The following is a 19,931-nucleotide window of genomic DNA, read 5'->3' as shown; positions in this document are numbered from 1 at the left end:
GGCGGGAGGCTCCGCCGTCGTCCGCTGCCGCTTTTGCGATCGGGCCGGCTCCTGCTGCATTTCTCTGCCGCGTTCACGCGGCGCCCCGTTCTACCTCGCCTTTGACAGCGTGAAGATCCCGTAGCGCATTGCGCCGGTGCGGTAGGCCAGGATGAGGCGGGGGAAGCTGAGAACGGAAATGCGGTTGCGTCCGCCCAAGGCGAGGCGGCGGATCTCGCGATCGACGAGCAGGGCCTTCACAAGCCGACGGGCGCAGATGGTCCAGGTGCGCGCGACGCGCTGGCTGACATCCTCGTAGCCATCGATTGCGAAACCGGCCGCCATGGCCATCGCCTCATAGTCCTCGCGCATGCCCATGGAGGGCAGGCGCCCTTCGCGGCAAATCGGTTCGAGCAGGTGGCGAACCTTCCATCCGCTGGCACCAGTCTCGGCCAGCCACGCGCAGACCACGAGGCGGCCGCCCGGCGCCAGTACGCGGTGTGCCTCGGCGAAGAACGCTTGCTTATCGACCATGTGCTCGCTCGACTCGATCGCCCACGCGGCAGCGGCCGAGGCGGCGGGCAGCCCGTTGGCGAGCCAGTCGCGGAGCTGGATGTCCACGCCGGGCACGGGATGCGCGGCGGCGTAGCGGGCCTGCTCTCCGGACAGCGTCAGCCCGGTCACGCTCACCTTGTGCGTCAGCGCGAGCTGCCGTGCAGTGGAGCCATAGCCGCAGCCAATGTCCACGCACGCCTCCCCGGGCATAAGCCGCAGCCGATCGCCGACGGCGTGGACCAGCGCCTCGACCGCCTCGGCGGGCGTCTCGCGGCCCGTCGCCCACAGCCCGTGGTGGACGTGCTCACCCCACACCCGTCGATAGATGGGATCGAGCTCGTCGTAGTGGTCCGCGACCGCGGCGGCGCTCTGGGAAACATCGGGGACGATCACGCCGTCACCCTACAACGCCGATCCACGCGATCGTAAGGTCCCGGCCTGGACTTCGTAGCTTCCAGTAGGCTGATGCCGGACTGCCGGGCACTCAGCCCCTGGTCAAATACCTCGTCATGAGTACACCGTCGGGGAACGTCCGGGTCTCGACGAGGCTCAGGTTCACCCAGTTGTCCAAGGCTGTGAAGAACGGCGTACCGGCGCCCACGAGTACCGGATGGGTAACGATCAAGTACTCATCGATCAGCCCGGCCCGCATGGCCGCCGCGGCGAGTGTGGCGCCGCCGATGTCCATGGAGCCGCCGTCGTCGGCCTTGAGCCGCGTGATCTTGGTAACCGCGTCGCCGGTGACCACACTGGTGTTCCAGTCGACAGTGCCGGTTGTCGAGGAAAACACCATTTTCGGCATGTCCCGCCAGCGGCGGGCGTATTCGATCTGGGCGGGTGTGGCGCCAGGCTGCTGGTCCGCCGTCGGCCAGTGGGAGCTCATGGTCTCCCACAGCCTTCGCCCGTACAGCGCCAGGCCCGTGGTCCCCACCCGGTCGGACCACCATTGGAACAACTCGTCACTGGGCACGCTCCAGCCGAGGTCATCGCCGGGCGCGGCGATATAGCCGTCCACGCTCACGTTCATGCCGAAGGCCAGGGTGCGCATGGCGTCAGTCTCCCGTGAGGCGGTATCGGTTGTACAGACCAGCACGGCGCGGAAAAGTCACCGGTCAGGACACATCGACCGCTAGTTGACCATTACGCCGAGCAATGCAGCGCATGGGAAAGGTCCTCTTGCAGGCACCCGAATTTTTCCCCCAATTCAACTTGATTTGTCTTGTAGCCTCAGTGTTGCGAAATCCAAGGGTTTCAAGGCATTGAGGCTACAAGACACCGAGGTGGGTTCAGAGAAGGAGTCGGCGTCCGCGGGCGGGATCGCCTATCGCATCAGCTGGTCACTTGTCGGACTTGAACACGATCGAGTCGAAGACGGCTCGTGCCTCTCTCGTCAGCTCCGGATTGATGGGTGGGCGGTACTGGGCCACCCAGATCACCGCGCGCTGGCCGTTCAGGTCGACCACCCGGTAGGTTTCGCGTTCATTCTGAGTCGAGTACCAGCGTCCGCATTCGTATGCGGATGATGAGTGGATGCAGAGCCTTTTGCCATCGCAGGCTGTGATCTCCACGTCGCCCTCGACCGAGTGGTCGAACTCGAAGCCGGAGTAGTCGCCCACCATGACCTTGACGGCGGGGGTACTCACGGTGGACTTCTGCGCCGCCATGGCGTCAACGAAGGCCAAAGGCGACGGATCGACCTCGGCGAGGGCGCCCACCCACTCGCAGGCGTCCGTCGGCACATGGTCGACGGGCCACCAAGCCACGTAGACGGCCGCGTCCCCCGGATGATCCGGGTCGTTCTTGCCCAGGGTGTCACCGCTTTCACTCGACCAGCCGTCTGGGACAGTGATCTCGAATGGCGCCGTGTAGCCAGGGGCGAGGACGAGGTATGTGCCGGCGTCGATGGCGCCATTCTCCGGCAGCAGTGGGACCGTGCGAGTGTCGCCACTCTCCGGCGGCGGTGGGACAGTGCGAGCCTCCGTAGTGGGAGAACTGGCGGACGGGAGGGAGACGTCGTTGGATTCATACTCGCACCCGCCGAGACATCCAATCAGTGCGATAGCCACCAAGGACACGAGATGGCGCGAACGCTGAGCGGCCTTTTCGAGAGGTGTCATGGAGCTCATCGATCCACCAGGCCGCTACAGAGTGCTGTGAGGCCCTGCAGCCGGCTGGCCCCGCGGGCGGCCCCTGATGGGATGCCGTCGCCCCAAGTCTCCTCCGGCACAGAACCCGTGACAATGAAGAGTTGTACGGATATCAGTTTGAACTCATTGCAATCCCCTGCGGCTGAGGGCTTGACGCCATACTTGCATTTTGCAAGTATGGCCCCATGAGCCTTTTCATCACCTGCCCTGTAGAGAACGTTGAGCGCACCACCGCCTTCTATACCGCCCTCGGCTGGACCCTCAACGCCAAGATGTCCGATCACAACGTGTCATGCTTCGAGATCGCGCCCGAGCAGTACGTCATGCTCGGCAGCCGCGAGATGTACGCGAGCATCGGCGGCGCCGAGGAGCTGGTCGGCGGACCCGACACCCCCTCGAAAGTCACGGTCTCATTCGACCTCGGCAGCCGCGAGGCGGTCGACGAGCTCACCGAACGCGCCGGCGCCGCCGGCGGGCGGATCGGTGACACCGACGACTACCCCTTCATGTACCAGCGCCAATTCGACGACCCCGACGGCTACCACTACTCGCCGTTTTGGATGAAGCCGGACACCGATCCGACCGCGTGAGCAACCTCGCCGCGGCCCTCGACATCGTCGGAGCGCGGTGGGCCCTGCTCCTCGTGGAGCGGCTCCTCGACGGGCCACAGCGCTACGGCGATCTGCAGCGCGACCTTGGAGTGCCGACCAACATGCTTGCGACCCGCCTGCGCGAGCTTGAGGCCGCCGGCGTACTGTCCCGCCTGCCCCTCCGGCACAACACCCGGGCCTACGCGCTGACCGATCGCGGGCTCGCCTTGCGCGAGACGATCGACGCGCTGGCACGCTGGGGCGGCGAGGCACCTTGAGCGAGGTCGGAACCATGGCGCCAACTGCCAGGGAAAGATCCGGTGCGGACGCGTTAGTCTGCTGGGATGGAATCCTGGCACCGGAACAGGCTTAGTGCCGGACAAGCCGAGTTCGTGGAAACCCGGCTCCCGGGCGTTCGATTCCTCAATGATCTTTCCTGGAATCTTGTGGATACCGCTGTGCTTGAAGTGGCGCACGGACAGGGTAGGTACGTCATCAAGGCAGCGGGACCTTCCAGCCATCACATCGGGCGTGAGATAGACGCGCACGAGGCCTGGGTTGAAGTCTGGGCCTGCCAGGAGAGGGCACCCAGACTCCTGCACGCCAACCGTTCCTTGAACCTCCTGATAACGGAGTATCTGGAGGGTTACTTGGTGGAGGGAAGCGCAGCTGAATATGAGAGTGGCACTTACCTGCAAGCCGGGCAGCTTCTGCGTGAGTTCCACACCCAAACCGTTCGGATTGACTCGCAGTATGAGGCGGCAGCTACGGAGAAAGCTATGGCCTGGCTGGAGACGCCCCACCGCATTGAAGAATCTGTAGCAGGGAAAGTGCGGGGCATACTCTCCACATACCGGCCGGAACCTGTGCCGGTGGTGCCGACCCACGGTGACTGGCAGCCACGCAACTGGCTCATGAACGGTAGCGAGTTAAGAGTCATAGACTTCGGCCGGTTTGAATTCAGGCCGGCCATCAGCGATTTCTGCCGCCTGGCTGTGCAGCAATGGCGGACCCGTCCCGAGCTGGAGGCGGCCTTCTTTGAGGGATATGGTTCAGATCCGCGAGAGAGCAGACTCTGGAATATAACGCTGCTGCGTGAAGCCGTCGCCACCGCCGCCTTGACTTTCCAGGTCGGCGACCACGAGTTCGAGAAACAAGGCCACCGGATGCTTGCTGATGCGCTCGCAAATTACAGAAGCAACTACCTCCCGGCGCTGCCCGGCGCGACACGGTAATTTTGGTTGATGACTTCCATTGGAACCGGCGCCAGCCCCGGGACCGCCTGCGGCACGGCAAGAACAGTTCACAGCGTGGACGAATTTTCCACGGTGAAGCCCGGCGACATCCTTATCTGCCGGACCACCGACCCTGCCTGGACACCACTGTTCGGACTGGCCGCTGCAATCGTCACGGAAACAGGCGGCATGCTTTCGCACGCCGCTATCGTGGCTCGCGAATATGGCATTCCCGCTGTTTTAGGGGTAGCCGGCGCCCTTGACCTTTTCCCGGCCGGAACCACCATCGTGGTCGACGGAACACAGGGAACCGTCACCGAACCGCCGGCAAAGGGTCCGTGATGAGCTCGAACCAGCCCACAATGCTGCTCACCCTCCACTCCATCCGGCTCCTCGGCTTCGCCGACACTGAGGCAGTTGCAACAAGGTTCGGCCAGGATTCCCGACAAGTCGAATCTCTTCTCATCGAAGCCGGCTCCAAGGGGTGGGCCGCACGCTCCTCGTTCGGAGGCTCGCGGGGGTGGTCCCTGACTGTCGCCGGAAGGACGGAAAACGAACGACTCCTGGCCGGGGAACTTGAGGCGGCGGGTGCACGTCCGTCGGTCACCTCCGTGCACGAGGAATTCGTGCCCCTGAACACGGATGTCGTCGCGGCCTGCAGCCAGCTTCAGCTCGACCGGCTGTCCCGGGAGAACCAGCAAAATGACGCGATGGACCACCAGACGCATCAAACCTTTACCGACGCCGTGGCATCCTTCCGCGGCCTGGAAACCCGCCTGGCTGGAGCGTTGCCGCGGTTTAGCGGATATACCCAACGCCTCGAGCAGGCGGTGGCAAACGCAGCCACGGAAACAACCTGGCTAATCGCCACAGACCGTGATTCCTTTCATCGCATTTGGTTCGAGTTTCACGAGGACCTGATCGCCACTCTCGGCCTACAGCGATAAATACCGCCCCCCGGCAGACCAGAAAGTGCTATTAGGTTCCTCATGCATATGGAATAGTGCGATAAATAACCGGGGGGTAAAAGTGGCGAAGAACAGGTGTTTGCCGAATATTGCAATGGCTGCTTTTCTTGTGGCCGTTCCGGTCACGGGATGTGGCGCCAAAGAGCAACCGGGAGGCGAGAGCTTACAAGGATTCAGCTCCATGGATGAGGCTTACACCGCCGTCAATGACGTCCTGGCCTGCGAAGCTGATCCTGTTGGTGATCCAATTGTGCCAATGGGCGATGGCATCAGGCTGGCCTCGGCGCAGAAATTGTGCTTTGAAAAGGTCCAGATAGACCTTTTTGCAGATGAGAAAGCGTTTCGCGAAACCTACCAGATCTTGTCTGACTCCAACCAAGGCAAAATCCATCTAGTCCATGGGAAGAATTGGATGGTTGTCGACTTCACTGAAATAGCCACCGGCCAACAGTCAACGAGGGACATCGAACGCCTGGTTAAGGAGCTCAATGGCGAGTACGTCATCGTCGGCTCATAGCTGGAGCTGCGCCAATCAATTTGAGGACAGCGACGATCCCGGCGCCTATGAAGCAGCCCACTGGTCAGCGTTGCTTCCGGCCCCAGGCGGCTGAATCTTCAAACCAGCCGAGGGCGGCAACAGACTCAATGTCGGCTGGGGCGCGCACTTCCACCTGGTGGGTGTACTTGTCGTAACGAAACGGGATGACATTACGGACGAACGCGGCATGGTGCTCATCCCACATGTCCATGGTCAGAAGCGCTTTGCTCTTCGAGATGGGGGTGAGCCACGTGAACTTACGCGCCACCCCGTAACTTACCTGGGTTCTTGAAAACTCTTCGACGATGTCGTCACCCAGCCCGGACATCCGCGCAGAAAGCGCATCATAGATCTCCGTGAGCGCGCCGGGGAAAAGCCGTTCTGCATCCACAGTCACCATGGTGGCCTACTTGAGCTGACGACGGCGGGAGGTTCCGCCGTCGTCCGTTGCCTTCTGTTCTTAAGCCTCGATGGTGACCCCGCGCCAGAACGCGATCCGGTCCTCGATCTGTTTTGCCCGCGGCTTTGTTTCCGGGTAGTACCAGGCCGCGTCCATGTTCAGCTTTCCGTCCACTTCGAGTGTGTGATAGCTGGCCTTGCCCTTCCAGGGGCAGATGGAGTGGAGGTCGCTGTCCCTGAGGTAGACGGGGTTGACGGCTTCGCGCGGGAAGTAGTGGTTGCCTTCCACCACCACGGTGTCCGTGGATTCGGCGATGACTTTTCCGTTCCAGATAGCCCTGGCCATATGTTCCCTTCCGTAAGCGCCGCCGCGTTGAAAGACGGCGCGCGTCGTAGGGATGACAACGGAATAGCGGAAAGGAATGTTCCCGGCGGCCAGCGTCAAAGAAAGCGTTCGACGGCGGTGCTACCGCGGGCTTTTGTCGATGACGCAGAACCTGTTCCCGTCAGGATCAGCGAGCACGATGAAGTCGGGGTCTTCCGGATACAGGTCCCAATCCACTCGCTGGGCGCCGAGCGAGACCAGCCGTTCCACCTCAGCGCCCTGGTCGTCCGCATACAAATCCAGATGGATCCGGGGATGTTCCTGGACCGGCGTCTCGCTCAGCATCAGTGACAGCTGCGCTCCAGGTCCCGACGCCGGCGCAAGGGTCACCCACGTCTCGTCACCTTGCTCCCGCGGGACATAGCCCAGGGCTTCGTGCCAGAAATCGGTGGCGGCGGCAACGTCGTTGACGCCGAGGACAATCGTTCCGATAGTCAACATCCGCCCAGCCTAATCCCGGCTGCAGCGGCCCGGCTAGACTCGCTTCCATGGGGGAAAACAATGCTGCCGAGCAGCCAAACACGCCAAAAAGAGTCAAAGTCCGTGCCGCCGTCGTGCCTCTTGCAGGCTTCGCCGCGGTGCTGGCAGGCGGGCTCACCGCCTTCCTGAACAGGGATTACGTGGGCTGGTTCGCGTATGCACCGCTCAGCAATTCGCCGTTCAGTGCCAACGGCGCTGCCCTCATAACCCAAGGAACCCAGATCGGAGTGGCAATCTCCGTGGTGGGGCTGCTCCTGCTCGCCTTCTGGGCAGGGCGCCGGATCGGCCGGAGAAGTCCCCGCTAGATATGTCGGAGATTTCCGACATATACTGATCCCGTGCTTCCTGATGTGTTCGGCGCTGTCTCCAACCCGGCCAGGCGCGTCATCCTCGACGAGCTGCGCCAGGGTCCCCGGACGGCGGGCGAACTTACCGGGCTGTTGAACCTCAGCCGCTCGGCGGCCTCTGAGCACCTCGCCGTACTACGGGAGGCCGGGTTGGTCAGGGAAGAACGGCGCGGCCGCAACCGGCTGTACCACCTCCAGCCGCAAGGCCTCGCTGATATCGGCGGTTGGGTGAAGCACTTCGAGCACTACTGGAACCGGCGCCTCGACGCGCTGGCAGAACTTCTGGACGAGGAGAAACCGTCATGACCGAGAACGCCATCCGGCTCGAGCGCCGCTATCCGCACCCCGCGGAATCCGTGTGGGCCGCACTGACTACCCCGGAACTGCTGGCCCGCTGGTGGGCGCCGGGCGATATCGCTCCGGTCGTCGGCCACCGCTTCACCATGGACATGGGCTCATGGGGCCAGCAGCAATGTGAAGTGCTCACCGTGGATCCAAGCACCTCCATCAGCTTCCTCTTCTCAGAAGGAATGCTGGACACCACCATCACCTGGCGGCTCGAGCCGGTGGAAGGCGGCACCGTCCTCCACCATGAACACGCCGGCTTCCGCCTCGACACCCCCATGGGCAAACAGGCCATTGAAGGTATGGGCAACGGCTGGCCCGCACTGCTGGAACAGATTGACGGAGTCCTCGCCGGCGTCTCCTGACCTTCTACCGGAGTGCCGATAGGGGATTTACAATGGGCCCTCCACGGCACGCTTGTAACGGCGACACCTGATCCCATCCGAGCGCGAAACCCCGTGTGCAAAAGGGAGGCCTGCTGTGGGAACTGACGACAACAAAGAGCTCGTGCGCCGCTTCTACGCCGAGATCGACGCCGGGAATATCGACGCGATGGATGAGCTGGTGGCGGAAGATTATCTCGACCATCACCCGCCGTTTCCTGGACTGCCGGCAGGACGCGAAGGACTGAAGCAGGCCTTCCGCATCTTTCTTTCGGCTACGCCTGGCGTCCACGAGATCGAGGACCAGGTTGCAGAAGGGGACAAGGTGGTGACCAGGCTGACAGCCACCGGGCGGCATGTGGGCGAGCTTCCCGGACCGCTGCCACCCACAGGCGCCGAACTGCGGGAGACTGCAGTGGCCATCCATCGGATCCAAAATGGAAAGATCGTGGAGCACTGGTCTGACCGGGACGATCTTGGGCTGATGCAGCAGCTCGGCGTAATCCAATTGCCCGGGGCTTAGCCCCTTGAAACTTCAGGTGACCGGACGACGACGGGGCCCTCCCGCCGTCGTCCCCTCACGGGAGCAAGCAGCACCTCAGCGGGCCCATCACCCCAGCAGATCGTCCTGATAGCACCAGCGCCAGTCCTCGCCCGGCTCGATGCTGCGCATAACAGGGTGCCCGGTAGCTTGGAAATGCCTTGACGCGTGCGTTCCGGGCGAGGAGTCGCAGCACCCGACTTGCCCGCAAGCCAGGCACATCCGCAGGTGCACAGTCGTGGTCCCTTCCCGTAGGCAGTCAGTGCAGAATGCGTTCCGTGGCGCCTCAAGGGGCCGGGCCTGCTCGAGATGCCCGCATACCCCGCCGGGCCGCGCGATGCCTTCGCCGCCGCCCTCGCCGGACGCATCCACCTCGTCCAGCGCCACGTCCAGCATCGATTCCTCAACATCCAGCCGCTCCAGGACATCGCTGAGCACCTCCTGCGCGTACTCGCCGCCGCGCCGCAGCTCCAGCACCTTGGCCCGTTCGGCATCCAGCATGGCAAGCCGCAGCCGGGCATAACGCTCGCTGGGCGTGGCCGTCTCCGCCGACGGCCGGCCCAGCCGTTCCCATGCCGCCAGCCCCCGCTCCTGCGTGCGCCGCTTCAGCATGGCCACCACCTCCGGCGGGTCGTCGTCCGTCCGCAATTCCTGCAGCCGGGTCACGCCGGCAGCGGTGGCGAGCTGCATCAGCGATGCCTTGTTCAACGCATCCTCGCGCTGGTCTGGGCCCTGGACCCGCAGCAGCCGGACCAGCGCCGGGAGGGTGAAGCCCTGCAGCGTCAGCGTGCCGCCCACCACCACAAGGGCAGCGAGGATCAGCACTGAACGGTGCTCCAGGTCCTCGGGCAGCACCAGCACCGCGGCGAGGGTGACCACCCCACGCATCCCGGCCCAGGAAACAATCGCCGGGAATTGCCAGGGCGGCGACGGATCGCTGCGCCGCACCGCCGGGATAAGGCGGGGGAGGTAAGTGGCCGGGAACACCCACACCGGCCGGAGCACCAGCACCGCCAGCAGGATCAGCGCGCAGCCCGCCCAGATCCGGCCAGCACCCAGGGAATCGTCCTGGACACCTTCGATGATGGTCCGGACCTGGAGCCCGATCAGCAGGAACACCGAGTTTTCCAGCAGGAACTGCACGGTGTTCCAGTTGCTGCGCTGGCTCAGCCGGGCGGCACCGTTGGGCATGGACGGCGCCTTTGTGCCCATCACCAAGCCAGTAACGACGACGGCGAGCACCCCGGAAGCGTGGATGGCCTCGGCCGGCAGGTACGCCACAAAGGGGGCGGCCAGGGACGTGGAAGTGTTGATCGCGACGTTCCGGATCCGCTTGCGCAGCATGGTCAGGACGTAGGCCGCGGCCAGGCCCACCACCAGACCGCCGCCCACGGCGAGCAGGAAGTCCCCGGCGATCCCGGCCGCGGACACCGACCCGGAGATGGCAGCGATCGCTGCCCGGAGGCAGATCAATGCGGTGGCGTCGTTGACCAGGGATTCGCCTTCCAGGATGGTGACAATCCTGCGCGGCATCCCCACCTTCCGCGCGATGGATGTGGCAGCCACCGCATCCGGCGGCGCCAGCACCGCACCCAGCGCGATCGCTGCGGCCAGCGGAATCTCCGGAAACAGCCACCAGACCACCAGTCCCACCGTGATGGTGCCGAAGATGACATAGCCCACCGAGAGCAGGCCGATGGCGCGGCGGTTGGAACCGAAATCGAACAGCGACGTCCGCAGCGCCGCGGCGTACAGCAGCGGCGGCAGCAGGCCCACGAGGACCAGTTCCGGGTTCAGTTCAATGTCCGGAACAAACGGGAGGAAGGAACCGATCACGCCTGCCAGCACCAGCAGCAGCGGCACGGAAATGTTCAGTTTCCGGCCCAGCGCGCTCCCAGCGCATACCACCGCAACGAGAACCAGAAGTCCCAGGGCGATCTCCATTCGGCCATTGTCTCAGGCCCTGCCAAGGGTGTCCCCGCCGGCGCCTCCTAACGCGTGGGGGACAGGACGACGGCGGGAGGTGCCGCCGTCGTCCGCCCTCCTGGCTGGGAGGCGCCGTTTTGCTTCCTGCCCGTGAATCCTGTAAGGTGTGAGCCGTGTCACCCACCAGTGGCACGTGCTTATGATCTGCGGCGGGAGAGTCCTGCCGGTACGTTCTGCAGGCGCCGTAGGAGCAAATCCTCCCCAGGAATCTCTCAGGCCCACGTACCGCCGCGGCAAGGCAACTCTGGAAAGCAGTCCGGGCAACCGGGCTCACCGACGGTGCAAGTGGCGCCCTGCCAAACAGCAGGACTACACAAAACTCTCAGGTCCAATACAGAGCGGGGAGGAACCCGAATCAACGTGGTGCTTCGGCGCCACCTGAATTATGGAGTTCCTCTTATGACGGTTCAATCGTCCCCCACCACCTTCGCAGACCGCCATATCGGCGCCCGCCGCCAGTCCGACATCGACACCATGCTCAAGGCCGTCGGCTACGACACCCTCGACGGCCTCGTTGACAGCGCCGTGCCCGAATCCATCCGCCAGGACACGCCGCTCACCCTTGAGAGCGCCCTCAGCGAAGTCGAGGTCCTCGCCGAGCTCCGCAAGCTGGCCGGCAAGAACAAGATGGCCGTGCAGATGATCGGCCAGGGCTACTACGACACCGTGACGCCGCCGGTGATCCGCCGCAACATCCTCGAAGCCCCCGCCTGGTACACCGCCTACACCCCCTACCAGCCCGAAATCTCGCAGGGCCGGCTCGAAGCACTGCTGAACTTCCAGACCATGGTGCAGGACCTCACGGCGCTCCCGGTGGCCAACGCTTCCCTGCTGGACGAAGCCACCGCCGTGGCCGAGGCCGTGCTGCTGATGCGCCGGGCCAACAAGAACAAAACGGCCAAGGACGGCAAGACCGTCCTGGACGCCGACCTGCTCCCGCAGACCATCGCCATCGTGCTGGGCCGCGCCGAAGCCCTCGGCTTCGAGGTGGAAGTTGCCGACCTCACGGCCGGCCTGCCCGAGGGTGACATCAACGGCCTGGTCCTGCAGCAGCCCGGCGTTTCCGGCCTGGTCTGGGACCAGTCGGCCGTCATCGCCGAGGCCAAGGACCGCGGCGCGCTGGTCACCGTCGCCGCCGACCTGCTTGCCCTCACCCTGATCACTCCGCCGGGCGAGCAGGGCGCGGACATCGCCGTCGGCTCCACCCAGCGCTTTGGCGTGCCGCTGTTCTTCGGCGGACCGCACGCCGCCTACATGGCCGTCCGCGACGGTATGGAGCGCACGCTTCCCGGCCGCATCGTGGGCGTGTCCAAGGACAACGCCGGCGTCCCCGCCTACCGCCTGGCCCTACAGACCCGCGAGCAGCACATCCGCCGCGAGAAGGCCACCTCCAACATCTGCACCGCGCAGGCGCTGCTGGCCATCGTCTCGTCCTTCTACGCCGTCTACCACGGCCCCGACGGACTGAAGGCGATCGCCGAAACCGTCCACAACAACGCCCGCGCCCTGGCCACCACGCTGCAGATCGCCGGCCGCGAACTGGTATCCGACACCTTCTTCGACACCATCACTGTCCGCGTGCCCGGCAAGGCCGCCAAGGTGATCACCGCCGCCGAAGCCCGCGGCATCAACCTGCGCCTCATCGACGCGGACACAGTTGGCGTGTCCGTCGATGAAACCACGACGCCGGAGGTCCTCTCCGCGGTTGTTGTCGCCTTTGGTGCCGGTCCCGTTGCGTCTGCCGAGGGTTTCGAGCTGCCGGCGTCCGTGCAGCGCACCTCCACCTACCTGCAGCACCCGGTGTTCAACACCCACCGCTCCGAGACCCAGCTGCTGCGCTACATCCGCCGCCTCTCCGACCGGGACCTGGCCCTGGACCGCACCATGATCCCGCTGGGTTCCTGCACCATGAAGCTGAACGCTACGGCCGAGATGGAAGCCATTTCCTGGCCCGAATTCGCCTCGATCCACCCGTTTGCTCCTGATTCCCAGACGGCCGGCTGGCGTGAACTGATTTCCGGCCTGGAAGCGGATCTCGCCGAGATCACCGGTTACGACCAGGTGTCCATCCAGCCCAACGCCGGTTCCCAGGGCGAGCTCGCGGGCCTGCTCGCAATCCGCGGCTACCACCACTCCCGGGGCGATCAGCAGCGCAATGTCTGCCTCATCCCGGCGTCGGCGCACGGCACCAACGCCGCCTCCGCTGTCCTGGCCGGCATGAAGGTTGTTGTCGTCGCGACTGCTGCCGACGGCACCATTGACCACGCGGACCTGCAGGCCAAGATCGAGGCCCACAAGGATGTCCTCTCGGCCATCATGATCACCTACCCGTCCACCCACGGGGTGTACGATTCCGACGTCCGCGAGGTTTGCGATGCGATCCACGCGGCCGGCGGCCAGGTGTACGTTGACGGCGCGAACCTGAACGCCCTCGTCGGGTTGGCGCAGCCGGGCAAGTTCGGCGGCGACGTCTCGCACCTGAACCTGCACAAGACGTTCTGCATCCCGCACGGCGGTGGAGGACCCGGCGTCGGACCTGTTGCTGCCAAGGCGCACTTGGCACCGTTTATGCCGGGGGATGCGAACAACGGTTCTTCCGAAAACGCCGCGGCTGGTCACGGCGTCGCGATTTCCGCTTCCCGCTTCGGTTCCGCCGGTGTGCTGCCCATTTCCTGGGCGTACGTGAAGCTGATGGGCGGCCAAGGCCTCACCGAGGCCACCAAGTCCGCGCTGCTCGCCGCGAACTATGTTGCCGCCCGGCTGGACGAGCACTTCCCGGTCCTCTACACCGGTGAAAGCGGCCTCGTGGCGCACGAGTGCATCCTGGACCTGCGCGACCTGACGGCCAAGACCGGCGTCACGGCCGAGGACGTGGCCAAGCGCCTCATCGACTTCGGTTTCCATGCACCCACGCTGTCCTTCCCGGTGGCCGGCACGCTGATGGTGGAGCCCACCGAGTCCGAGGACCTCGCGGAGATCGACCGCTTCATCGAAGCCATGATCATCATCCGCAAGGAAATCGACCAAGTGGCCGCCGGCGATTTCTCCGTGGAGAACTCACCGCTGCGCAACGCACCCCACACGGCAGCCGCCGTCGTCTCCTCTGATTGGGATCGTTCCTACCCGCGTGAGCAGGCGGCCTTCCCGGTGGCCTCGCTCCGCCAGGACAAGTACTTCCCGCCGGTGGGCCGCATCGACGGCGCCGCAGGGGACCGCAACCTGGTCTGCTCCTGCCCTCCGCTCTCCGAGTTCGAGGTTTCGACAAGCTCAACCACCGGATTGGAAGGCTGATCCCATGACTGAGAACTACACCGCGCTGTACGAGCAGCATAAGATCGCCGGCGCTTCCTTCACAGACTTCGGCGGCTGGCAGATGCCCCTGAAGTACAGCTCCGAACTCGCCGAGCACCACGCCGTGCGCAAGGCCGCCGGCCTGTTCGACCTCTCCCACATGGGCGAAGTCTGGGTTACCGGCCCCGACGCCGCAGCCTTCCTGGACTACGCGCTGACCGGCAAACTCTCCGCCGTGGCCGTGGGCAAAGCCAAGTACTCGCTGATCTGCCAGGAAGACGGCGGCATCATCGATGACCTCATCACATACCGCCGCGGGGAGCAGAAGTACCTGGTGGTTCCCAACGCCGGCAACGCTGCGGTGGTTGCCGCGGCACTGGCCGAGCGTGCAGCCAACTTCGACGTCCGCGTAGAGGACGTGTCCGCCCAGACGTCGCTGATCGCCATCCAGGGACCGAACGCCGAAGCGATCCTGCTGAAGCTGGTCCCGGCCGAGCAGCACTCCCTGGTAACCGAGCTGAAGTACTACGCGGCCGTGGAGGTAGGCATCGCCGTCAACGGTACTGTCCAGGAACTGCTGCTGGCCCGCACCGGTTACACCGGCGAGGACGGGTTCGAAATCTACATCCCGAACGAGGACGCCGCCGGCCTGTGGGATGCCCTGCTGGAAGCCGGCTCGGACCAGGGGCTCATCCCCGCCGGCCTGGCCTGCCGGGACTCGCTCCGCCTCGAAGCCGGCATGCCGCTCTACGGCAACGAACTCTCCCGCGAAGGAAACCCCTACGCCGCCGGACTGGGTCCTGTTGTATCGCTCAAGAAGGAATCGGACTTCGTGGGCAGGGCCGTGCTGGCGGAGCTCAAGGAACTGGGGGCCGGTTCCACCTCCGGCCGCAAGCTCGTGGGCCTCAAAGGCCTGGGCCGCCGCGCCGGCCGCAGCCACTACCCAGTCCTCAAGGACGGCACCGTGGTGGGCGAGGTGACCTCCGGCCAGCCGAGCCCCACCCTCGGCTACCCGATCGCCCTGGCCTACGTCGACGTCGAACACTCCACACCCGGCACCGCCCTGGACATCGACCTCCGCGGCAAGGCGGAGCCGTTCGAAGTAGTAGAGCTCCCGTTCTACAAGCGCACGAAGTAACGCTCTTGCGTGACGCCGGGGCTGACATCCTCTGCGTGCTGCTCCTTCGTCGCTTTGACGCACGCTGCCGGATGCCAGCCCCGTCGTCCCCATTGGTACCCCCGACGCTGCATCACTTTTCGCAGGGTTTAACGGAACGCTCTCTCACTTGATGCGGGTTATAGCCAAACGCTCCCTCACTTGATGCGGGTTTTGACCAAACGCTCTTTCACTTGATGTGGGGTTTGGGCTGACGCTCTTTCACTTTTCACACCTACCTAAGGAAATACACATGGCAAAAGTTGTTGCTGAACTTAAATACTCGGCCGAGCACGAGTGGGTTGCTGCTGACGGGTCCGGGCCTACCGGCGTCGGCATTTCCGCTGTGGCCGCCGAAGCCCTGGGCGACATCGTCTACGTGGACCTGCCCGAGGTTGGCTCCACGGTGACCGCGGGGGAGACCTGCGGCGAGGTGGAATCCACCAAGTCGGTCTCCGACCTCTACGCACCCGTCACCGGCGAAGTGGTGGAGATCAACGACGAAGTGGTCTCCGACCCCGCCCTGATCAACAACGATCCCTACGGCGCAGGCTGGCTCTTCAAGGTGGCCGTCACCGAAGAGGGCCCGCTGATGTCCGCCGAAGAGTACGCCGCGGCCAACGGCGGTGAACTGTGAGCGCCACCGGTGCCGCAGGCACCACCACAGTCGCCTTCGAGCAGGTAGTCTCCCCGTCCCTGGACGCCGACCTGTCCGCCCTGGACCCGGAGATCGCGGCAAAGATCGACGACGAACTCACCCGCCAGCGCGACGGCCTGGAGATGATCGCCTCCGAGAACCACACCGCCGTCGCCGTGATGCAGGCGCAGGGCTCGGTGCTGACCAATAAGTACGCCGAGGGCTACCCGGGCAAGCGCTACTACGGTGGCTGCGAGCACGTGGACGTCATCGAACAGCTCGCCATCGACCGGATCAAGGCGCTCTTCGGCGCGGAGTTCGCCAACGTGCAGCCGCACTCCGGCGCGCAGGCCAACGCCTCGGTGATGCACGCGCTGATCAAGCCGGGCGACACCATCATGGGCCTGAACCTGGCCCACGGCGGCCACCTCACCCACGGCATGAAGATCAACTTCTCCGGCAAGCTCTACAACGTGGTGCCGTACAGCGTCCGCGAAGACACCCACACGGTGGACATGGCCGAGGTGGAGCGCCTGGCCCAGGAGCACAAGCCCGCGCTGATCGTGGCCGGCTGGTCCGCCTACGCCCGGCAGCTCGACTTCGCCGAGTTCCGCCGCATCGCCGACTCTGTCGGCGCCTACCTGATGGTGGACATGGCGCACTTCGCCGGGCTCGTGGCCGCGGGGCTGCACCCGTCGCCGGTGCCGCACGCGCACGTCACCACCTCCACCACGCACAAGACCCTCGCCGGTCCGCGCGGCGGCATCATTCTGACCAACGACGCCGGCATCGCCAAGAAGATCAACTCGGCGGTGTTCCCGGGCCAGCAGGGCGGCCCGCTGGAGCACGTGATCGCCGGCAAGGCTGTGGCGTTCAAGATCGCCGCGTCCGCCGAGTTCAAGGAACGCCAGGAGCGCGTCCTGGCCGGCGCCCGGATCCTGGCCGAGCGCCTGGTCCAGCCCGACGTCAGCGCCAAGGGCATCAGCGTGGTCTCCGGCGGCACCGATGTGCACCTGGTCCTCGTGGACCTGCGCAACTGCGAGCTCGACGGCCAGCAGGCCGAGGACCGGCTCGCGGCCATCGACATCACGGTGAACCGCAACGCCGTGCCGTTCGACCCCCGCCCGCCGATGGTCACCTCTGGCCTGCGGATCGGCACGCCCGCGCTGGCCACCCGCGGCTTCGGCGAAGAGGCCTTCCGTGAGGTTGCTGACATCATCGCCGAGGCATTAACGGCCGACGCCGACACAGACCTTTCCGGCCTGCGTCACCGCGTCGACGCCCTCGCCAAAGCCCACCCGCTCTACCCGGGCGTCGCAAACCTCGCTAGTTGAGCACTAGGTTTCGACAGGCTCAACCACCGGTGGTTGAGCCTGTCGAAACCGGTTTTTACAAGCTCAACCAACGCCCCACTTCTAGTTAGGAAACGCGCATGGCTGTTGGAGTCTTTGACCTCTTTTCCATTGGCATCGGGCCTTCCAGTTCCCACACTGTGGGCCCGATGCGGGCTGCTGCCGTTTTTGCCGAGGAGCTCAAAGGCCTGGGCAAGCTCGCGGACGTGGCCTCGCTGCGGGTGGACCTGTACGGTTCGCTCGCGGCGACCGGCCACGGGCACGGCACCATGACCGCGATCCTGCTGGGACTGGAGGGCTTCCATCCGGAGCTGATCCTCCCGGACGAGGTGGAGGAACGGCTGGCGGCAATCGCCGATACCGGCACGCTGCAGTTGGCTGGCGCGGTCGCACTGCCGTACGGGGTGAAGGACATGGTGCTGCGGCCGCTGACCGTCCTGCCCCGGCACACCAACGGCATGACCTTCACTGTGTCCGACGCCGACGGCAACGTCCTGCACACCGCCACGTTTTTCTCGGTGGGCGGCGGGTTCATCGTCCGCGAAGGCGAGGAAGACGCGGCGCAGCAGGAACTCGAGGAGTCCAAGAAGGAACTGCCGCTGCCCTTCCGCACTGCCGCCGAACTGCTGGAGCACTGCCGGGAAACCGGTCTGGGCATCAGCGACGTGATGCGCGTCAATGAGGAGGACAGCCGCATTCCCGAAGAGATCCGCGCAGGCCTGCTGCACATCTGGTCGGTGATGGAGGACTGCGTGCAGACCAGCCTGAAACGCGAAGGCGTGCTGCCCGGGGGACTGAAGGTCCGCCGTCGTGCCCCGGATTGGTACGACCGGCTGAAAAAGGAAAGCTCACGGCCGGACGATGAAGGCCAGGACCAGGACTTCTATGACCAGAAGTATTGGCAGGAGTGGGTTAACTTGATCGCCCTGGCGGTCAATGAGGAAAACGCCTCCGGCGGCCGGGTGGTCACCGCCCCCACCAACGGCGCGGCCGGAATCATCCCGGCGGTCCTGTTTTACGCGCTGCACTTCGCGCCGGGGATGGAGAACGCGTCACAGGAAGACCGCGATGACGTGGTGGTCAAGTTCCTGCTCACCGCGGGCGCCGTCGGGGTGCTGTACAAGGAGCAGGCGTCCATCTCAGGAGCCGAGGTGGGCTGCCAGGGCGAGGTGGGATCGGCGTCGTCCATGGCGGCTGCAGGCCTGGCCGAGGTGATGGGCGGAACGCCGGCGCAGGTGGAGAACGCGGCGGAGATCGCGATGGAGCACAACCTGGGGCTGACCTGTGACCCGATCGGTGGGCTGGTGCAGGTGCCGTGCATCGAACGGAACGCGATTGCCGCGGCGAAGGCCATCAACGCCGCGAAGATGGCGCTCTGGGGTGACGGCTCCCACCGCGTCTCGCTTGATGAGGTCATTGTGACCATGCGCGAGACCGGCAAGGACATGAGCTCCAAATACAAGGAAACGGCCATGGGCGGCCTCGCCGTCAACGTCGTCGAATGCTGAAGGAAGTACAGAAATGACATTGGCACCTGAAGGCCGGAAGCTTTTGCGCGTTGAACAGCGTAATTCTGCTGTTCCGGTGGAGCGCAAGCCGGAGTGGATCAAGGCCAAGGTCCAGATGGGTCCGGAGTTCGTCGGGCTCAAGAACCTGGTGAAAAAAGAGGGCCTGCACACGGTGTGTGAGGAGGCCGGCTGCCCCAACATTTTTGAATGCTGGGAGGACAAGGAAGCCACCTTCCTGATCGGCGGGTCCGAGTGCACGCGCCGGTGTGATTTCTGCCAGATCGATACCGGCAAACCCTCACCGCTGGACATGTTCGAACCCACCAAGGTGGCCCGGTCCGTGCAGGCCATGCAGCTGCGCTACGCCACCGTCACCGGCGTGGCCCGCGACGACCTGGCGGACGAGGGCGTGTGGCTGTACGCCGAAACGGTCCGCAAGATCCACGAGCTGAACCCGGGCACCGGGGTGGAGCTGCTGATCCCGGACTTCTCCGGCAAACCCGAGCACATCGCCGCAATCTGCGACTCCAAGCCCGAGGTGTTCGCGCACAACGTGGAAACCGTGCCAAGGATTTTCAAGCGGATCCGGCCGGCGTTCCGGTACGAGCGGTCCCTGGATGTGATCACCCAGGGCCGGAACCTGGGTATGGTGACCAAGTCCAACCTGATCCTGGGCATGGGCGAAACCCGCGAAGAGATCTCCGAAGCGCTGCGGGACCTGCACGAGGCCGGGTGCGACCTGATCACCATCACCCAATACCTGCGCCCGTCCGAGCGGCACCTGCCGGTGGACCGGTGGGTCAAGCCGCAGGAGTTCGTGGACCTGCAGGACGAGGCCACCGAGCTGGGCTTCCTCGGTGTTATGTCCGGCCCGCTGGTGCGTTCCTCGTACCGGGCCGGCCGGCTCTGGGCCACCGCCATGCGCAAGAAAGGCCGGGACATCCCCGCCGAACTCGCCCACATCGCCGAGGGCATCCAGGACTCCGGAACCACCCGCCAGGAAGCCAGCTCACTGCTCGCCGCTTCCTGAACCACAACGCGGGGTCACATCCGGCCCAAAAAACCGCCAACATCGGGCCGGGAGTGACCCCGCGTTGCAGTTCGGAACG

General features: G+C 64.9%; 23 protein-coding genes and 1 riboswitch. Of the genes, 16 read left to right on the top strand and 7 right to left on the bottom strand.

Annotated elements, in window-relative coordinates; genetic code table 11:
- Window positions 1–90 precede the first annotated feature (90 nt).
- The 3 genes from FNL14_RS00790 to FNL14_RS00780 all read right to left on the bottom strand — a co-directional run bounded on the left by FNL14_RS00790 (window position 91) and on the right by FNL14_RS00780 (window position 2,651).
- Window positions 91–927 (bottom strand): class I SAM-dependent methyltransferase, encoded by an 837-nt coding sequence (locus FNL14_RS00790; RefSeq protein ID WP_142056800.1) that lies wholly within the window; start codon window positions 925–927, stop codon window positions 91–93.
- A gap of 91 nt (window positions 928–1,018) precedes the next feature.
- Entirely contained in the window at window positions 1,019–1,582 is a 564-nt protein-coding gene (locus FNL14_RS00785) for a dihydrofolate reductase family protein (RefSeq protein ID WP_142056798.1), read from the bottom strand.
- 289 nt (window positions 1,583–1,871) lie between these two features.
- The gene (locus FNL14_RS00780) at window positions 1,872–2,651 is read right to left on the bottom strand and encodes a hypothetical protein (RefSeq protein ID WP_370455784.1); all 780 of its coding nucleotides are present in this window, start codon (window positions 2,649–2,651) and stop codon (window positions 1,872–1,874) included.
- Window positions 2,652–2,866: 215 nt separating this feature from the next.
- On the opposite strand from FNL14_RS00780, the gene FNL14_RS00775 reads away from it, so the two are divergent.
- From FNL14_RS00775 to FNL14_RS00750, 6 genes are all read left to right on the top strand, one after another.
- Window positions 2,867–3,271 carry a VOC family protein gene (locus FNL14_RS00775; RefSeq protein ID WP_142056794.1) on the top strand — a complete coding sequence of 135 codons (405 nt, stop codon included), beginning with the start codon at window positions 2,867–2,869 and terminating at the stop codon, window positions 3,269–3,271.
- On the top strand, window positions 3,268–3,549 hold the full coding sequence (locus FNL14_RS00770) for a helix-turn-helix domain-containing protein (protein ID WP_142056792.1): 282 nt from the start codon (window positions 3,268–3,270) through the stop codon (window positions 3,547–3,549). Before FNL14_RS00775 ends, FNL14_RS00770 begins: the two co-directional genes overlap by 4 nt.
- A gap of 66 nt (window positions 3,550–3,615) precedes the next feature.
- Entirely contained in the window at window positions 3,616–4,506 is an 891-nt protein-coding gene (locus tag FNL14_RS00765) for a phosphotransferase (protein ID WP_142056790.1), read from the top strand.
- A gap of 9 nt (window positions 4,507–4,515) precedes the next feature.
- Window positions 4,516–4,848 (top strand): PEP-utilizing enzyme, encoded by a 333-nt coding sequence (locus FNL14_RS00760; protein WP_142056788.1) that lies wholly within the window; start codon window positions 4,516–4,518, stop codon window positions 4,846–4,848.
- Window positions 4,848–5,453: a hypothetical protein gene (locus FNL14_RS00755; protein WP_181762497.1), complete on the top strand. Its 606-nt coding sequence runs from the start codon at window positions 4,848–4,850 to the stop codon at window positions 5,451–5,453. The genes FNL14_RS00760 and FNL14_RS00755 overlap by 1 nt, the downstream gene beginning before the upstream one ends.
- Before the next feature lie 100 nt (window positions 5,454–5,553).
- Window positions 5,554–5,991, top strand: coding sequence for a hypothetical protein (locus FNL14_RS00750; protein ID WP_142056786.1), 438 nt, complete (start codon window positions 5,554–5,556; stop codon window positions 5,989–5,991).
- A gap of 64 nt (window positions 5,992–6,055) precedes the next feature.
- Here FNL14_RS00750 and FNL14_RS00745 read toward each other — a convergent pair whose 3' ends face one another.
- The 3 genes from FNL14_RS00745 to FNL14_RS00735 all read right to left on the bottom strand — a co-directional run bounded on the left by FNL14_RS00745 (window position 6,056) and on the right by FNL14_RS00735 (window position 7,237).
- Window positions 6,056–6,412, bottom strand: a complete 357-nt coding sequence (locus tag FNL14_RS00745) for a DUF5655 domain-containing protein (RefSeq protein WP_142056784.1) — start codon at window positions 6,410–6,412, stop codon at window positions 6,056–6,058.
- A gap of 60 nt (window positions 6,413–6,472) precedes the next feature.
- Entirely contained in the window at window positions 6,473–6,757 is a 285-nt protein-coding gene (locus FNL14_RS00740) for a DUF427 domain-containing protein (RefSeq protein ID WP_142056782.1), read from the bottom strand.
- 120 nt (window positions 6,758–6,877) lie between these two features.
- Window positions 6,878–7,237 carry a VOC family protein gene (locus FNL14_RS00735; protein ID WP_142056780.1) on the bottom strand — a complete coding sequence of 120 codons (360 nt, stop codon included), beginning with the start codon at window positions 7,235–7,237 and terminating at the stop codon, window positions 6,878–6,880.
- A gap of 47 nt (window positions 7,238–7,284) precedes the next feature.
- Here FNL14_RS00735 and FNL14_RS00730 point away from each other — a divergent pair, with 47 nt between their 5' ends.
- From FNL14_RS00730 to FNL14_RS00715, 4 genes are all read left to right on the top strand, one after another.
- Window positions 7,285–7,581 (top strand): cbb3-type cytochrome c oxidase subunit I, encoded by a 297-nt coding sequence (locus FNL14_RS00730; RefSeq protein ID WP_142056778.1) that lies wholly within the window; start codon window positions 7,285–7,287, stop codon window positions 7,579–7,581.
- Between the two features lie 33 nt (window positions 7,582–7,614).
- Window positions 7,615–7,929, top strand: coding sequence for a helix-turn-helix transcriptional regulator (locus tag FNL14_RS00725; RefSeq protein ID WP_091424400.1), 315 nt, complete (start codon window positions 7,615–7,617; stop codon window positions 7,927–7,929).
- Entirely contained in the window at window positions 7,926–8,333 is a 408-nt protein-coding gene (locus FNL14_RS00720; protein WP_142056776.1) for an SRPBCC domain-containing protein, read from the top strand. The genes FNL14_RS00725 and FNL14_RS00720 overlap by 4 nt, the downstream gene beginning before the upstream one ends.
- A gap of 115 nt (window positions 8,334–8,448) precedes the next feature.
- Window positions 8,449–8,874: an ester cyclase gene (locus tag FNL14_RS00715; protein ID WP_142056774.1), complete on the top strand. Its 426-nt coding sequence runs from the start codon at window positions 8,449–8,451 to the stop codon at window positions 8,872–8,874.
- A gap of 87 nt (window positions 8,875–8,961) precedes the next feature.
- Here FNL14_RS00715 and FNL14_RS00710 read toward each other — a convergent pair whose 3' ends face one another.
- Window positions 8,962–10,836, bottom strand: coding sequence for a Na+/H+ antiporter (locus FNL14_RS00710; RefSeq protein ID WP_142056772.1), 1,875 nt, complete (start codon window positions 10,834–10,836; stop codon window positions 8,962–8,964).
- 182 nt (window positions 10,837–11,018) lie between these two features.
- Window positions 11,019–11,116, top strand: a riboswitch (glycine riboswitch).
- Between the two features lie 161 nt (window positions 11,117–11,277).
- On the opposite strand from FNL14_RS00710, the gene gcvP reads away from it, so the two are divergent.
- From gcvP to lipA, 6 genes are all read left to right on the top strand, one after another.
- Window positions 11,278–14,169: an aminomethyl-transferring glycine dehydrogenase gene (gene gcvP, locus FNL14_RS00705; protein ID WP_142056770.1), complete on the top strand. Its 2,892-nt coding sequence runs from the start codon at window positions 11,278–11,280 to the stop codon at window positions 14,167–14,169.
- Between the two features lie 4 nt (window positions 14,170–14,173).
- Window positions 14,174–15,307: a glycine cleavage system aminomethyltransferase GcvT gene (gene gcvT / locus FNL14_RS00700; protein ID WP_142056768.1), complete on the top strand. Its 1,134-nt coding sequence runs from the start codon at window positions 14,174–14,176 to the stop codon at window positions 15,305–15,307.
- Between the two features lie 271 nt (window positions 15,308–15,578).
- On the top strand, window positions 15,579–15,962 hold the full coding sequence (gene gcvH, locus FNL14_RS00695) for a glycine cleavage system protein GcvH (protein ID WP_142056766.1): 384 nt from the start codon (window positions 15,579–15,581) through the stop codon (window positions 15,960–15,962).
- Entirely contained in the window at window positions 15,959–17,296 is a 1,338-nt protein-coding gene (glyA, locus tag FNL14_RS00690) for a serine hydroxymethyltransferase (RefSeq protein WP_142056764.1), read from the top strand. Before gcvH ends, glyA begins: the two co-directional genes overlap by 4 nt.
- Window positions 17,297–17,394: 98 nt before the next feature.
- Complete coding sequence (locus FNL14_RS00685) at window positions 17,395–18,822, top strand: L-serine ammonia-lyase (protein WP_142056762.1); 1,428 nt, start codon at window positions 17,395–17,397, stop codon at window positions 18,820–18,822.
- A 13-nt stretch (window positions 18,823–18,835) separates the two neighbouring features.
- Window positions 18,836–19,852 carry a lipoyl synthase gene (gene lipA / locus FNL14_RS00680; RefSeq protein ID WP_142056760.1) on the top strand — a complete coding sequence of 339 codons (1,017 nt, stop codon included), beginning with the start codon at window positions 18,836–18,838 and terminating at the stop codon, window positions 19,850–19,852.
- Window positions 19,853–19,931: the final 79 nt, after the last annotated feature.

Source organism: Pseudarthrobacter sp. B4EP4b (genome assembly GCF_006680095.1).
Classification (GTDB): Bacteria; Actinomycetota; Actinomycetes; order Actinomycetales; family Micrococcaceae; genus Arthrobacter.
This window is presented reverse-complemented; position numbering and strand designations above follow the sequence as displayed.

Coding starts and splice junctions, on each gene's coding strand:
- gcvT (WP_142056768.1), top strand. CDS start 14,174: ATGACTGAGAACTACACCGCGCTGTACGAGCAGCATAAGATCGCCGGC.
- FNL14_RS00685 (WP_142056762.1), top strand. CDS start 17,395: ATGGCTGTTGGAGTCTTTGACCTCTTTTCCATTGGCATCGGGCCTTCC.
- FNL14_RS00740 (WP_142056782.1), bottom strand. CDS start 6,757: ATGGCCAGGGCTATCTGGAACGGAAAAGTCATCGCCGAATCCACGGAC.
- FNL14_RS00745 (WP_142056784.1), bottom strand. CDS start 6,412: ATGGTGACTGTGGATGCAGAACGGCTTTTCCCCGGCGCGCTCACGGAG.
- FNL14_RS00720 (WP_142056776.1), top strand. CDS start 7,926: ATGACCGAGAACGCCATCCGGCTCGAGCGCCGCTATCCGCACCCCGCG.
- FNL14_RS00760 (WP_142056788.1), top strand. CDS start 4,516: ATGACTTCCATTGGAACCGGCGCCAGCCCCGGGACCGCCTGCGGCACG.
- FNL14_RS00755 (WP_181762497.1), top strand. CDS start 4,848: ATGAGCTCGAACCAGCCCACAATGCTGCTCACCCTCCACTCCATCCGG.
- FNL14_RS00780 (WP_370455784.1), bottom strand. CDS start 2,651: ATGACACCTCTCGAAAAGGCCGCTCAGCGTTCGCGCCATCTCGTGTCC.
- FNL14_RS00710 (WP_142056772.1), bottom strand. CDS start 10,836: ATGGAGATCGCCCTGGGACTTCTGGTTCTCGTTGCGGTGGTATGCGCT.
- FNL14_RS00730 (WP_142056778.1), top strand. CDS start 7,285: ATGGGGGAAAACAATGCTGCCGAGCAGCCAAACACGCCAAAAAGAGTC.
- FNL14_RS00735 (WP_142056780.1), bottom strand. CDS start 7,237: ATGTTGACTATCGGAACGATTGTCCTCGGCGTCAACGACGTTGCCGCC.
- gcvH (WP_142056766.1), top strand. CDS start 15,579: ATGGCAAAAGTTGTTGCTGAACTTAAATACTCGGCCGAGCACGAGTGG.
- gcvP (WP_142056770.1), top strand. CDS start 11,278: ATGACGGTTCAATCGTCCCCCACCACCTTCGCAGACCGCCATATCGGC.
- FNL14_RS00785 (WP_142056798.1), bottom strand. CDS start 1,582: ATGCGCACCCTGGCCTTCGGCATGAACGTGAGCGTGGACGGCTATATC.
- FNL14_RS00775 (WP_142056794.1), top strand. CDS start 2,867: ATGAGCCTTTTCATCACCTGCCCTGTAGAGAACGTTGAGCGCACCACC.
- lipA (WP_142056760.1), top strand. CDS start 18,836: ATGACATTGGCACCTGAAGGCCGGAAGCTTTTGCGCGTTGAACAGCGT.
- FNL14_RS00765 (WP_142056790.1), top strand. CDS start 3,616: ATGGAATCCTGGCACCGGAACAGGCTTAGTGCCGGACAAGCCGAGTTC.